The 14,136-nt window shown below is 72.5% G+C and carries 8 protein-coding genes and 1 pseudogene; 4 read left to right on the top strand and 5 right to left on the bottom strand.

The window, feature by feature from the left end; translation table 11 throughout:
- Window positions 1-156: 156 nt before the first annotated feature.
- A pseudogene (locus H488_RS38080) lies at window positions 157-1,398 on the bottom strand (lycopene cyclase family protein).
- Between the two features lie 86 nt (window positions 1,399-1,484).
- On the opposite strand from H488_RS38080, the gene H488_RS32535 reads away from it, so the two are divergent.
- Entirely contained in the window at window positions 1,485-3,572 is a 2,088-nt protein-coding gene (locus tag H488_RS32535; RefSeq protein WP_017834419.1) for a M3 family metallopeptidase, read from the top strand.
- A 49-nt stretch (window positions 3,573-3,621) separates the two neighbouring features.
- Here the strand turns inward: H488_RS32535 and H488_RS32540 are convergent, their stop codons facing one another.
- Together H488_RS32540 and thrS are read right to left on the bottom strand one after the other, a co-directional pair.
- Window positions 3,622-4,200, bottom strand: a complete 579-nt coding sequence (locus H488_RS32540) for an HIT family protein (protein WP_017834420.1) — start codon at window positions 4,198-4,200, stop codon at window positions 3,622-3,624.
- A complete protein-coding gene (thrS, locus tag H488_RS32545) occupies window positions 4,197-6,314 on the bottom strand; it encodes a threonine--tRNA ligase (protein ID WP_017834421.1) in 2,118 nt (705 codons plus the stop codon). Before thrS ends, H488_RS32540 begins: the two co-directional genes overlap by 4 nt.
- Window positions 6,315-6,519: 205 nt before the next feature.
- On the opposite strand from thrS, the gene H488_RS32550 reads away from it, so the two are divergent.
- Window positions 6,520-7,710 (top strand): MFS transporter, encoded by a 1,191-nt coding sequence (locus H488_RS32550; protein ID WP_017834422.1) that lies wholly within the window; start codon window positions 6,520-6,522, stop codon window positions 7,708-7,710.
- A gap of 73 nt (window positions 7,711-7,783) precedes the next feature.
- On the opposite strand, the gene H488_RS32555 is transcribed toward H488_RS32550, so the two are convergent.
- A complete protein-coding gene (locus tag H488_RS32555) occupies window positions 7,784-8,833 on the bottom strand; it encodes a PRC and DUF2382 domain-containing protein (protein ID WP_017834423.1) in 1,050 nt (349 codons plus the stop codon).
- Window positions 8,834-9,018: 185 nt separating this feature from the next.
- Window positions 9,019-12,402, bottom strand: a complete 3,384-nt coding sequence (locus tag H488_RS32560; protein ID WP_017834424.1) for a DNA polymerase III subunit alpha — start codon at window positions 12,400-12,402, stop codon at window positions 9,019-9,021.
- A 279-nt stretch (window positions 12,403-12,681) separates the two neighbouring features.
- Here H488_RS32560 and H488_RS32565 point away from each other — a divergent pair, with 279 nt between their 5' ends.
- Together H488_RS32565 and H488_RS0118910 are read left to right on the top strand one after the other, a co-directional pair.
- Window positions 12,682-13,677 carry a LysR family transcriptional regulator gene (locus H488_RS32565; RefSeq protein WP_017834425.1) on the top strand — a complete coding sequence of 332 codons (996 nt, stop codon included), beginning with the start codon at window positions 12,682-12,684 and terminating at the stop codon, window positions 13,675-13,677.
- A gap of 127 nt (window positions 13,678-13,804) precedes the next feature.
- Window positions 13,805-14,136, top strand: a 332-nt coding sequence (locus tag H488_RS0118910) for an isocitrate/isopropylmalate family dehydrogenase (protein WP_031283513.1), incomplete at its 3' end; no start/stop codon positions are given.

Raw genomic sequence — 14,136 nt, forward strand, 5'->3', positions numbered from 1 at the left:
CTCCTCTGTCCTGTCTGTCGTGAAGTCGGTCACGGCCGTCTCCTTTCGGATCAGGCCGGACCCTCACACACCGTTCTTCTTACAGTCCCGATTGGGCCTCTTACACCGTTACTGCGATAGTCCCGTTCGGCCGGACGAGAGGTCCTGATGACGGGCTCAGATCCAGAGACGCGGCTGCAGGAGCATCGTGACCGGCATGGACCCGAGCAGCCGCCGTTCCTGTGCGAACGTGGTCCGTTCGTCGAGGAAGTCGAGGACGAGATCAGCATCGCCGGAGGTGAACGCGGCTTTCATGAAGTGCACCGCATGTTCGGGGTCGTGTTCCCACATCGTGAGCAAGGGCCTGTCGTACCAGCGGAAGCGTGGGGACGGCCGGGGAGCGTCGGGTGACCCGGTGGAGGCCAGCGTGGAGGCGAGGTGCTGGGTCTGACGAAGGATCCGGGTGAAGCCGTAGCCCGTGGTGGCCTTGACGGCCCCGGCGGGACATCCGATGCGCACATGGCGGCCGCGCGGAGAACGGAGGCGGATGCCCAAGGGGATGGACCCTCGCTCCACGGACAACGACGAGTACTCGTTCACACCCCAGACTTGGCGCAGGTAGTCCGACGTTGCCTGCTCGAACGAGAATTCCGGGGTGGGAGTCCTCCCCGGCATGATCCGGGTGACTTCGACGACGGCTTACCGGACTGAGAGCGGCAGGACGCAGTGGAAGTGCACGGGGTGGTGCTCACCGGACCGGAACTCGATGAAGGTGGCGACCGACGGGTCGAAGGAGGCGTGCGCAGTCCGCACCCGACATGAGCAGTGGTGCCCTGATGCCGGTGGGGGGGGCAGGGTGCTGTCGAAGCAGTGGGATGCCGTGACGAGCCGGCTGTCGGAGAGGGCCACGTCCACCGAGTCGGCATGAGCCCGTACTCGTGAAACCCGTGCGTCGAGACGGCTGATCTGAGGGTTGGCATCGATGACGTCGTCGAGGCATCGGAAAACATCCCGTGACGAGGTGAGGCACAGGCGGTGGCGCTCGAGCGGCAGCACCCGCTGGGCAGGTCCTGCGTCAACCGCGAGGCTCGTGAACGTGGCTGCGGGCGTCAGGGGCAGCGGGAGGGCGTCGTCGTGCCAGTAGATCAGGGAGCGGTGGGGGTATCGATCTCCGGCGTCGTCGATGATGAGGATCCGCGCCCCGGACAGCCCTGGTTCCCGGCTCAGGAAGTAGGCGATGCTGCGCCCGGCAAGTCCACCGCCGGCAATGACGACGTCGTACTCCCTCGCGGGGTAGGTCATGAGCACGGCACTCCTTCTCCGGACGCAGGCAACTCTGCGGCCACTCCCGAAACCGTCAGTGACCCTCGGGGCGAGGTCCAGTCTGGCCGATCCGTCAGGGGTCGTCGACGTCGTCATCGGCGGCGACACCCGCGTCCACACCCGTTGCACCGGGAGGCTAGTCTTGGTCGCACCCGTCCGCCCACCACGACAGAAGCCGGCCCTTGGACAACCCACTCCTGCGCCCCAGCCCGCTCCCCTACGAGCTGCCCGACTTCGGGCGGATCAAGGAGGAGCACTTCCTGCCGGCCTTCGAGGCGGCAATGGCCCAGGACCTCGAGTGCGTGCGGGCGATCCTGGACGACCCGGACCCGCCCACCTTCGCCAACACCATCGAGGCCCTCGAACGCGGGGGCCTGGCCCTGGACCGGGTCGAGTCGGTCTTCTTCACGCTGACCGCGGCGCACAACACGGAGGGCATCCAGCGGATCTACCAGGAGCTCGCCCCGCGGCTGTCGGAGCACAAGGCGGACTTCACGCTCAACAAGGAGCTCTACGCCCGGGTCCGGCGGGTGGACCGCACCGACCTGGAGCCGTGGCAGCTGCGCGCCCTGGACGAGTACGTCTCCTGGTTCGCGAACTCCGGCGCGGAGCTGACCCTGGACGACCAGCGGCGGCTCCGGGAGATCAACGACGAGCTCTCGGAGCTGAGCATCGGCTACGGCAACGACCTGATCCGGGAGGTCAACGCCTCCGCCGTGGTCGTCGACGACCGCGCGGAGCTGGACGGCCTGTCCCCCACGGACGTCGAGGCCGCCGCCTCCGCGGCCGCCGAGAACGGGATGCCGGGCCGGTACCTGCTCACGCCCTCGCTGTTCACCGTGCAGCCCGTGCTGTCGGTGCTCACGGACCGCGCGCTGCGCCGGCGGATCCATCTGGCCGCCGTCAACCGCGGCACCGGCGAGCACGGCGGCGAGGGCTCGCAGAGCCGCACGGACCTGCTGCCCGTGGCCGCCCGGATCGCCCGGCTGCGCGCGGAGCAGGCCGGGCTGCTCGGCTACCGCAGCCACGGCGACCACGTCATGGCCGGGAACACAGCGCCGTCCCAGGAGGCGGTGCACGAGATGCTGGAGCGGATCACCGGCCCCGCCGTGCGCAACGCCCTCGAGGAGCGGGCGGAGCTCGAGCAGCTGGCCGGGCACCCGATCGAGGCGTGGGACTGGCCGTTCTGGGCCGAGCGGCTGCGCCGGGAGCGCTACGCCGTGGACGCCTCCGCGCTGCGGGAGCACTTCGAGCTGGAATCCGTGCTGGAGCACGGGATCTTCCGCACCGCCCGGGAGCTTTACGGGCTGGTCTTCACCGAGCGCCCCGACCTGGACGGCTACCTGCCGCAGGTGCGGGTGTGGGAGGTCACCGACGAGGCGGGCCGCGGCGTGGGGCTGTTCCTGGGCGACTGGTTCACGCGGCCCACCAAGCAGGGCGGCGCCTGGATGGGATCGCTGGTGCACCAGAACCGGCTGACCGGTCAGCGCCCCGTCGTCGTCAACAACGCGAACTTCACCCGGCCGCCCGCGGGCAGGCCCAAGCTGCTGACCCTGGACGAGGTGGTGACGGTCTTCCACGAGTTCGGCCACGCGCTGCACGGGCTGCTCTCCGACGTGCACCTGCCCTCGTTCTCCGGGACGAAGGTGCCGCGGGACTTCGTGGAGTACCCCTCCCAGGTGCACGAGATGTGGGTGCTGCACCCGGAGGTGCTCCGGCACTACGCCCGCCACCACCGCACGGGCGAGCCGATCCCCGAGGAGACCCTCGCGGGCCTGCGGGAGGCGTCCGCGCACGGGCAGGGCTACCGGACCGTCGAGTACCTCGCCTCGACCTACCTGGATCTCGCGTGGCACGGGATCGAGGACCCCGCCGAGCTGCCGGACCCCCGGACCGTGGAGCAGGAGGCGCTCGCCCGCGCCGGGGTGGACGTGGACGGCATCGCCCCGCGCTACCGGACCGGGTACTTCAAGCACATCTTCGCCGGCGGCTACTCCGCGGGCTACTACTCCTACATCTGGTCCGAGATCCTCGACGCCGACACGGCGCAGTGGTTCGCGTCCCGCGGCGGACCGACCCGGGAGAACGGGCGGCGCTTCGCCGAGGAGGTGCTCTCCCGGGGCAACGAGACCGCCCCGATGGAGGCCTTCGAGGCCCTGCTGGGACGCCGCCCGCACCTCGGCGCGCTGCTGGAGCGGCGCGGACTCCAGCCGCGGGAGGAGTTCGTCCACCAGCGGCGCGGTGCTCCCGCCCAGGACGCCCGCGGCTGAGCGCCGCGGCGCCCGGGGGCGGACGCCCCGGGTGTGACGACGACGCGGATCAGGCCGCGGGCCAGGCGTCGGCGATGTCCTGGCGGGTGTCCCCGAGGGTCTGCATGATGGCCTTGGTCCCGGCGAGGACCGGCATGAAGTTGGCGTCCCCGTTCCAGCGTGGCACCACGTGCTGGTGCAGGTGCCCCGAGAGGGAGCCGCCGGCCGCGGCCCCCAGGTTGATGCCCACGTTGAAGGCGTGCGGGGACGCGACGCCGCGGATCGTGGCGACCGCGGTGCGGGTCAGATCCGTGAGCTCCCGCAGCTCCGCCGGCTCGAGCTCCGTCAGATCGGCCACGTGCCGGTACGGGCAGACCATGAGGTGGCCGGGGTTGTACGGGAACAGGTTGAGGATCACGAAGCAGTGCTCGCCGCGGTGGACGATCAGCGACTCCTCGTCCGCGCGCTGCGGGCCGTTGCAGAAGGGGCACCCGGGGTCCTCCCGCACGGATGGGTCCTCGCCGCGCACGTAGGCGAGCCGGTGCGGGGTCCACAGCCGCTGGAAGCTGTCGGGCACCCCGGGGATCTCGAACTCGTCCTGGCGGATCCAGTGGTGCGGGGGCCCGGCGTCGGGCGCCGTACCGGTCACTGCCCCACCCCGGCCGTCTCCGCGGCGGCGCGGGGGTCCTCGGCGGCGGCGGCCGTCGGCTCCTCGTTGATCCGCCGCTGGACGTGCGCCACGATCCGCTCCACGGCCTCGCCGACCGGGACGCCGTTGTCCTGCGAGCCGTCGCGGAAGCGGAAGGACACGGCGTTCGCCTCCGCGTCCTCCCCGCCCGCGATGAGCACGAACGGGACCTTCTCCTTGGAGGCGGTGCGGATCTTCTTGGGGAACCGGTCCGAGCCGGCGTCGAGCTCCACGCGCACGCCGCGGGCCCGGAGCGTGTCCACCACGCCCTGCAGGTAGTCGTTGAAGGCCTCGGCCACCGGGATGGCCACGACCTGGACGGGGGCCAGCCACCCCGGGAACGCCCCGGCGTAGTGCTCCACGAGCACCCCCATGAACCGCTCCACGGAGCCGAACAGGGCACGGTGGATCATCACGGGCCGCTGCCGGGTGCCGTCGGCGGCCTGGTACTCCAGGTCGAAGCGCTCCGGGAGGTTGAAGTCGAGCTGGATGGTGGACATCTGCCAGGTCCGTCCGATCGCGTCCTTGGCCTGCACCGAGATCTTCGGGCCGTAGAACGCGGCGCCGCCGGCGTCCGGGACCAGGTCCAGCCCGGACTCGGCCGCGACCTCGGCGAGGGTGTTCGTGGCCTCCTCCCAGAGCTCGTCCGAGCCCACGAACTTCTCGGGGTCCTTGGTGGAGAGCTCGAGGTAGAAGTCGTCCAGCCCGTAGTCCTTGAGCAGGTCCAGCACGAAGCCGAGCGTGGTGGTCAGCTCCGCCTTCATCTGCTCCCGGGTGCAGTAGATGTGGGCGTCGTCCTGGGTCATGCCCCGCACCCGGGTCAGGCCGTGCACCACGCCGGACTTCTCGTACCGGTAGACCTGCCCGAACTCGAACAGGCGCAGCGGCAGCTCCCGGTAGGAGCGGCCCCGGGAGCGGAAGATGAGGTTGTGCATCGGGCAGTTCATGGGCTTCAGGTAGTAGTCCTGGCCCTGCTTGGTCAGCTCCCCGGTCTGCGGGTCCCGCTCCTCGTCCACGTGCATCGCGGGGAACATGCCCTCGCGGTACCAGTCGAGGTGGCCGGAGACCTCGTAGAGGTGGCCCTTGGTGATGTGCGGGGTGTAGACGAACTCGTAGCCGGCCTCCGTGTGGCGCTCCCGGGAGTAGTCCTCCATGGTCTTGCGGATGATCCCGCCCCGGGGGTGGAACACCGGAAGGCCGGAGCCGAGCTCGTCGGGGAAGGAGAACAGGTCCATCTCCGAGCCGAGCCGGCGGTGGTCGCGCCGCTCCGCCTCGGCGAGGCGGTTCTTGTACGCGGTGAGGTCCTCCTTGGACGGCCACGCGGTGCCGTAGATGCGCTGGAGCTGCTTGTTCTTCTCGGAACCGCGCCAGTAGGCCGCGGCCGAGCGCATCAGGGCGTAGCCGTTGCCGATCAGCTTGGTGTCCGGCAGGTGCGGGCCGCGGCACAGGTCCTTCCAGACCGTCTCCCCGGTCTTGCGGTCCACGTTGTCGTAGATCGTCAGCTCGCCGGCGGCGACCTCCACGGAGGCGCCCTCCGCGGCGGCGTCCACGTCCGCGCCGGAGCCGGGGCCCTGGGACAGGCCGATGAGCTCGAGCTTGTACGGCTCGTCCGCCATCTCGGCCCGGGCCTCCTCCTCGCTCACCGCACGGCGGCGGAAGGACTGGGTGGAGTTCACGATCCGCTGCATCCGCTTCTCGATGGCCTTGAGGTCCTCGGGCGTGAACGCCTGCTCGACGTCGAAGTCGAAGTAGAAGCCGTCGGTGATGTAGGGGCCGATGCCGAGCTTGGCGTCCTCGTGCAACTGCTGCACGGCCTGGGCCATGACGTGGGCGGCGGAGTGGCGCAGCACCTCGAGGCCCTCGGGCTCGGAGATGAGCACCCGCTCCACGGCGTCCCCGTCGGCCAGCTCGGTGGCGAGGTCCTTGAGCGCGCCGTTGACCCGGGCCACCACCACGGAGCGGTCCTCACGGTACAGGTCCGCGGCGGACGTCCCGGTCCCCACCGTGCGCTGCTCGCCGTCGACGGTGATCGTGAGGGGGGCGGACTCGGGCTGGTGCTCGGGCACGGTGGTCATGGGGAAGGTGCTCCTCGGGTCGGGATCGGCACGCACCGGTACGGGGGGCGCGTGGCAGCGGCACCGGCGGGCGGCGCGCACTGCATCGATGGTACCTGTCGGCCGGTGGGGGCCGCGGCGGTGAGATGATGGCCGGCGGAGGTGAGGCCACCCGATGCCCGCAGACGTTCCCGGACCGCCCGACCCGCCCGCACCGGGAGGGGAGGTGCCCTCTCCCCCGCCGCACCGGCTGTGGACCGCCGGCTTCGTGCTGATGTGGGCGGGCCAGTTCCTCATCTCCATGAACTTCTACCTGCTGATGACCGTCATGGCGCTCTACGCCATGGAGCGCTTCGGCACGGACGAGGCGCTGGCCGGGGTGGCCACGAGCGCCTTCATCGTCGGGGCGGTCCTGGCGCGGCTGCTCACCGGCAAGTACATGGAGCTGCTCGGGCGCCGGCGCGTGCTGCTCGCCGCGCTCGTGCTGCTGGCGCTGTGCGCCGCCGCCTACCTGCTCGACACCGGCTTCTGGGGCCTGCTGGTGGTGCGGGTGCTCAACGGCGTGGGCTTCGGCATGGCCACCACCGTGCTGCCCGCGTCCGTCCAGGCCCTCATCCCCGCGCACCGGCGGGGCGAGGGCACCGGGTACTTCATGCTCTCCACCACCCTGGCCGCCGCGCTGGGTCCCCTGGCGGGACTGAGCCTGTCCACGGCGGTGGGCTACGACACGCTCTTCGGGGTGTGCACGACGGTCGCCCTGCTGGGTCTCGCCGTGGGAGCCGTCACCCGGGTCCCCGAGCTGAGCCTCTCCGCCGAGCAGCGGGCGGGGCTGCGGTCCTTCTCCGTGGGGCAGTTCGTGGAGGCGCGGGCCCTGCCCGTCTCGGCGCTCATGCTCTTCGTGGGCGTGGGGTACTCGGCGGTCCTGTCCTTCCTCAACCCGTTCGCCGTGCAGGCGGACCTCGTGGGCCCCGCGGGCGCGTACTTCGTGGCCTACGCCGTCACCGTCCTGGTGAGCCGCCCGTTCGCGGGCCGGCTGCAGGACCGGCGCGGGGACAACGCGGTGCTGTACCCGTCGCTGCTGCTCTTCGTGGTGGCGCTGCTGCTGCTCGCGGCCGCGGACTCGCCGTTCCTCGTGCTCGCCTCGGGCACGGTGCTGGGCGTGGGCTACGGGGCGGTGCTCTCGGCGGCCCAGGCCGCCGCGGTCCGCTCGGCCCCGCTCACCCGCGTGGGGCTGTCCACGTCGACCTACTTCCTGTGCATGGACGTGGGGGTGGCCCTGGGCCCGATGCTCATGGGGGCCCTGGTCCCTGCGCTGGGCTACCGGGGGATGTACGTGGCGGCCGCGGCGGTGGTCGCGCTGGGCCTGGTCTACTACGCGGCCGTGCCCGGCACGCGGGCCCGGCGGGCAGCGGGGTGAACCGCGTCCGGCACGACGACGGGGCCCCCGTCACCAGAACGGTGACGGGGGCCCCGGAGTCGATCGGGTGCGATCAGATGCGGTCGCGGCGATCGTCGTCGGTCAGGCCGGTGCCGCGGTTGCGGTCGGTCAGGCCGGTGCCGCGCTCGGCGTCGGTCTCGACCTCGACCTGCTCCTTGCGGACCTCGGCGTCGACGCGCTCGGTGTCGCGGACGGTCTCCTTCTCCAGGCCGACCTTCTCGACGCCCACGGTCTCCTTGGCGACGACGGGACGCTCCTCGTGGAGGGTCACGTCGACGTCCTCCTCGCCGATGGTGCCGGCGGTGGCCTCGGTGCCGCTCAGCGGGGTGCGCTCGACACGGACCTCTTCGCGCTCGAGGGGCACGTCCACGGACTCGTTCTCCGTGACCACGTACTTGCGCAGACGGGCGCGGCCGGTCTCCTGGCGCTCCTTGCCGACGTGCAGCTGCTCCTCGTGGCGGACCACGCCGTTGTCGACACTGTCGGTGCGGTCACGGTCGGTGAGCCCGGCGGTGCGGTCGCGGTCGACGTCGGCGATCCCCGCGGTGCGGTCGGTGTCGACGTCGGTGATCCCGGCAGTGCGGTCACGGTCACGGTCGGTGTCGGCGTACCCGTCGTTCTCGGGGTAGCCGGCAGTGCCGGTCGCCGGGACGGCGTTGCGGTCGGTGTCCGCGGCGTAGCGGTCGTCGCGGTCGGCGAGACCTGCGGCGCCGGCGGTCCCGGCGGCACCAGCGGTGCCGGCAACGCCGGCGGTGCGGTCACGGTCGGTGCGGTCGCGGTCGTCGGTGCCGGAGTAGTTCATCTTGTAGTAGCGGTAGATCTCCTCCTCCTCGGCCGGGGAGAGGTGCTGGTCCGCGTCCACGTTCGGGGCGTCCTTGACGACGTCCTTGGTGTAGGGAAGGACGAGGCGGTCGCCGTCCTGCTGGGCGCCGTCGGCGGGGACGAAGCTCTCCTTGGTGCCGAAGAGACCGGTGTTGACGGTCACGAAGGTGACCTCTTCGGTGTTGTCGTCCAGGAAGACCTGCTCGACCTTGCCGATCTTGTCGCCGTCCGACCCGTAGGCGGTGGCGGACAGCAGTGCGTTCACGTCGTACGTAGCCATGAGAACTCCTTCTCTATTCTGCGAGGCAACGGGCTCCCCTGGACGGGGGGCTCGCCGCGGACGATCTCCGCCCGGGGAGGCGGGGTGCAGCTCGTCCGCTGTTATTAGTAACCATACTGGCAATCAGTTCGCTGGCCAATGGCTTCACCGAGAGTGAAACCCCTGGATCCGGACGGTCTCCCGGCTCATCCTGCCCCGGCTCCCCGCAGGCTAGGCGGGGCCGCGGCGCGCACCGCGGCCGGGGTTCCGGGGTCGGCGAGGTCCCAGGCCTGCTCGGCGCTGATGCTGATCCCCCGGGGCCCGGTGCGCCGCGTCCGGCCCCGCACCAGCAGCATCCGCGTGCCGAACAGGTGCTGCCCCGAGCGGGCCTGGGCGTCGGAGAAGAAGGCGCAGTCCACCGCGCCCGTGCCGTCGTCGAGGCTGACGAAGACCACCCGCCGGCCGCTGCGCATGGGCGGGGTCATGGTCGAGACCCGCACCCCCGCCACGAGCACCTCGGACCGGTTGCGCAGCTCCAGCAGCCGCTCCGCGGGCGTGACCCCGAGCTCGCCGAGCAGGGGCGCCCAGCTCTCCAGCAGGTGCGCCGAGACGTCCACCGCGAGCAGGTCCAGCTCGGTGCGGACCTTCTCCGCCAGGGTGGGCTCGGGGCGCTCCGCGGGCAGGGCGCGCAGCTCGAGGTCCCCGAGCGGAAGGGCCAGCTGTCCCTCGACCTCCCCGGCCGGCCGGGCGGGCCGGCCGCTGTCCGCCCGGGCCCGCAGGGCGTGCACGAGGTCGGCGCGGGACGCGGGGCCGCCGGAGCGGCGCAGCAGGCCGTCGAAGGCCCCCACGGCGGCGAGACGCTCGAGGGTGCGCCGGGCGGGACGGGCCCGCTGCCGCAGCTCGGCGAGCGAGGCGTAGGGCTGCCCCGCCACGATCCGGCGGACCTCGGCCCGGGAGACCCCGTGGATCCCGGTGAGGGCCAGGCGCACGCCCAGGCGGGCGGGGTCGTCGTCGAGCCGTTCCACCCGGTAGTGCTCGTCGGAGCGGTTGACGTCCACGGGCAGGACGGGGATGCCCATCCGCCGCGCCTCCCCCACGAGCAGGCGCTTGGGGTACATCCCGGGATCGTGCTCCCACAGCCCCGCGAGGAACGCCTCCGGGTGGTGGGCCTTCAGCCACGCGGACTGGTAGGTGGGCACCGCGAACGCCGCGCCGTGGGCCTTGCAGAAGCCGAACGAGCCGAACGCCGCCAGGGTCTCCCAGACCCTGTCCACCACGTCCAGGGGGTAGTCCCGCGCACGGGCCCGCTCGCGGAAGAACTCCTCCACCTCGAGCTGGCGCTCGGAGCCCAGCCGGCGGCGCAGCTCGTCGGCCCGGGCGAGACCGCATCCGGTGAAGGTGTCGAGGATGCGCAGGACCTGCTCGTGGAAGACGGTCACGCCGTGGGTCTCGGCGAGGATCGGGTCGAGGGACGGGTGGATCGAGACGGGCGCGGACCAGCCGTGGCGGTGCTCCAGGTAGGGGCGCACCATGTCCGAGTGCATCGGCCCGGGACGGAACAGGGAGATGTCCACGATGAGGTCGCGGAAGCTCGTGGGCGCCATCTTGCCGATGAGCTCGCGCTGGCCCGGGGACTCGATCTGGAAGCACCCCAGGGTGTGGGTCGAGCGGATGAGCTCGAACGTCCTCCCGTCGTCCACGGGGATCGCCTCGAGGTCCAGGCGGGGCCGGTCCGGGTGGGTGCGGGCCACCTCGTCGACGGCGTGGGCGAGCGCCGACTGCATCCGCACGCCGAGGATGTCGAGCTTGAGCATGCCCATGGGGTCCATGTCGTGCTTGTCGAACTGGCTCATGGGCATCCCCGTCCCACTGGACTGCACCGGGGTGCGGTCCAGGAGGCTCAGGTCCCCCAGGATCACCCCGCACGGGTGCATGGAGATGTGCCGGGGCAGCCGGTCCAGGCGCTCGGTGAGGTCCACGAGGAGGTCGAGCTGCTTCTCCTGGGCCACCTGCTCGGCGAAGTCCCGCAGCTCCGGCTGGCGGGCGATGGTCTCCCGCAGCGCCGAGGCCGGCAGGTGCCACAGCTGCTTGGCCGCGCCGTCCACGGTCTCGGGGTCGATGCCGAGCGCCAGCCCGGCGTCCCGGACGGCACCGCGGGCCCGGTAGGCGTTCTGCATGCTCATGAGGCTCACCCGTTCGGGGCCGAAGCGCTCGAAGATCCGCCGGTAGACGCGGTGGCGCTCGGCCGACTCGACATCGATGTCGATGTCCGGGAGGGTCGAGCGGTCGTTGGAGAGGAAGCGTTCGAAGAGCAGCTCGTGCTCGAGCGGGTCCACCTGGGAGACGTCGAGCAGATAGTTGACGAGCGAGGACACCCCCGAGCCGCGGGCGGCGTGGCGGACCCCCATCTGCCCGATCATCGCGGAGACCTCGGCCACGGTGAGGAAGTAGGAGGCGAAGCCGAGGTCCTCGATCACCCCCAGCTCCTGCTCCAGCCGGTCCCGCACGGCCCGTGTCATGCGGCGGCCCGGGTAGCGGCGGCCCAGCCCCGTCTCGCACCGGGCCCGCAGCTCTGCGGGCGCCGGCCGGTCCAGGCCCAGCACGGAGGCCTCGGGCACCACCGGCCGCCCCCAGCCGCAGTCGGCGACCGGATCCAGCCGGCACCGGTCGGCCACCCGCTGGGTGCCCGCCAGCAGGGCCGCGGCCCCGGCCGCGCCGAGGTCCGCGGCCCGGGCGATCTCCGCGGCGAGCGCGCGCATCTGCCGGGCGGACTTGAGCCAGCCCTGGCCGTTGGGCTGCAGCGGCTCCGGCGCCGTCGTCCGCCGGGACGTCCCGGTCCGCCCGGCGGCCCTGCCGCCGGGTGCGTGGCCGGCGCGCGCCCCGAGGGTCTCGAGCGGGGTGAGGGCGCGGGCGGCGTCGAGGACGTCGGCGGTGGCGGCCTCGGCGGGGGTGGCGTAGCGCACCGCGTTGGTCAGCACGGGGGTCAGCCCCGCCTCGAGGGCGGCGCGCAGCATCCGGGCCGCGTGGGAGGTGCTGCACGCCGTGCCGGGGGCGGCGAGGTGCGAGACCACCTCCACGGCGAGCGCCGGTGCGGGGAGCAGGGTCCGCCACCGGGCCAGGGCGGCGCGCCCGGTGCGGTAGCGGCGGGCCGCGAGCTCCTGCCCGACGTCGGAGGCGGGCCCGAGCAGGACGGTCAGAACCGGCTCCCCGTGCCGGGGCGAGTGTGCGGCGGCCGCGATCTCGGCGGCGGTCACCCCGGGCGGGCCCGCTGCGGCGTGGGCGGTGGAGACGAGCCGGCACAGGGCGGCGTAGCCCGCACCGGCGGTGCCGCCGGCCGCCAGGACCACCACGCGGCCGAGGGCGCGCTCGCGGCCGGGGTCCAGCAGGGCGAGGTCGGCCCCCAGGACCGGGTCGATGCCGTGCTCCCGGCACGCGCCCAGGTGCTTGATCGCGCCGTAGAGCCCGTCCCGGTCGGTGCAGGCGAGGGCGTCCGCGCCGTCCGCCGCGGCGGCGGCCGCCAGGACGGCAGGCCGGCTGACCCCGAAGTGGGCGCTGAAGGCGGTGGCGACGTGCAGGTGCGGAAAGCTCACGCCCCCATTCGAATACGTGTTCGAATCTTAAGTCAATTGCAAACCACCGGGGCCGCGGGAACTCCGGCTCCTGGGCGTCCGTGGCGGCGCACGCCGGCCCAGGAGGACGCAGGGCCCGGGCGGGACACGATCCGCCCACGGCCCGCAGGGGCGCCGCGCACGGGGACGCCCTCGTTCCGGGACGGGGATGCCGCACTTCTGTGGCATGTTGTTTCCTGCACCCACGGGCAGCACCGAGGGGCCCGCACCCCCGCCGCACGGACGCAGGAGGAGACGACGATGGACGTCCGGCAGCTCACGTACTTCCTGGCCGTGGTGGACCACGGCGGCTTCACCCGCGCCGCGGAGCAGCTGCTCATCGCCCAGCCCTCCCTGTCCCAGACGATCAAGGGCCTCGAGCGGGAACTGGGGGTGCCGCTGTTCCACCGGATCGGGCGGCGGGTGGTGCTCAGCGAGGCCGGCGAGGAGCTGGTGGGCCCGGCCCGGGTGGTGGTCCGGGACCTGGAGGCCGCCCGGTCCGCCGTCGACGACCTGCGCGGGGTGCGCAGCGGCCGCCTGGACGTGGTCGCCATGCCCTCCCCCGGCGTCGAACCGCTCACGTCGATGATCGCCGCCTACGCGGGAGCCCACCCGGCCGTGACGGTCAGCGTGGAAGCGGCCTTCACCCCCGAGGAGGTGGTCGACGCGGTGCGCACCGGCCGCGCCGAGATCGGCATCCTGGGCTCGGAGCACCCGTTCCGCTCCGCCGAGGTCGAGGTGATGCACCTGGAGCAGCAGCCCCTGGTGCTCATCGTGGCACCGCAGGCGGACACCTTCGGTGACGGGCACGCCATCCGCCGGGAGGACCTGGCCGGGCACCGGGTGGTCGTCTCCCAGCAGGGCTCGCTGATGCGGCGGCTGGTCGACGACGCCCTGGCCGGCGGGGTGCCGGTCGAGATCGCCGCCGAGGTCGCCCACCGCACCTCGGTCCTCCCGCTGGTGCTGGCCGGGGTCGGGCACGCGGTGCTGCCCTCCTCCTGGACCCCGCTGGCGCGCGCCGCAGGGCTGCGGGTGCTGCGGATCGAACCGGTCACCGTGCTGCACGTGGCCGTGCTCAGCCGCCCGGCGCACCTGACCCCGGCCGCCCGCGCGTTCCTGGCGGTCGCCGCCGAGCACGCGGCCCGGCACGCCGCGGACCGCTCCCGGGCACCGGAGGGAACGGCGCCGGACCGGGCCGAGAGGGCGGGCCGGCCGGAGGGGACGGCGCCGCAGGACGCGCCGCGGATCGTGTCATAGGGGATTCCTATCCGGGGGATGGGATTCCGGTCTTGGACCTCATGGTGCTCGGGGCGCTCTACTGGAATCCGGTGCCGCACTGCGCTGCGGACACCACGAGCAGAGCACCCGAGAAGGAGAGCACCCCATGGCCGAGCACCAGGTCTTCACGATCGCCTCGATCCCCGCCGACGGCGTGGGCCAGGAGGTCGTCGCCGCCGGCCGCACGGTCCTGGACGCGGTGGCCGAGCAGTCGAACGGGGCGTTCTCCTTCGACTGGACCGAGTTCCCCTGGGGCAGTGCGTACTACGCCCAGCACGGGGTGATGATGCCGGCCGACGGGCTGGAGACCCTCCAGGACTTCGACGCCATCTACTTCGGGGCCGTGGGGTGGGAGAACGTCCCCGACCACGTGTCCCTGTGGGGGCTGCGGCTGAACATCACCCAGAACTTCGACCAGTGGGCCAACATCCGCCCCGT

The sequence above is a fragment of the Kocuria sp. UCD-OTCP genome (assembly GCF_000349605.1).
GTDB classification, from domain to species: Bacteria; Actinomycetota; Actinomycetes; order Actinomycetales; family Micrococcaceae; genus Kocuria; species Kocuria rosea.

What these genes read in the sequence shown, in the direction of transcription:
- thrS (WP_017834421.1), bottom strand. Translation starts at nt 6,314, where the DNA reads ATGACCACCGTGCCCGAGCACCAGCCCGAGTCCGCCCCCCTCACGATC.
- H488_RS32555 (WP_017834423.1), bottom strand. Translation starts at nt 8,833, where the DNA reads ATGGCTACGTACGACGTGAACGCACTGCTGTCCGCCACCGCCTACGGG.
- H488_RS32565 (WP_017834425.1), top strand. Translation starts at nt 12,682, where the DNA reads ATGGACGTCCGGCAGCTCACGTACTTCCTGGCCGTGGTGGACCACGGC.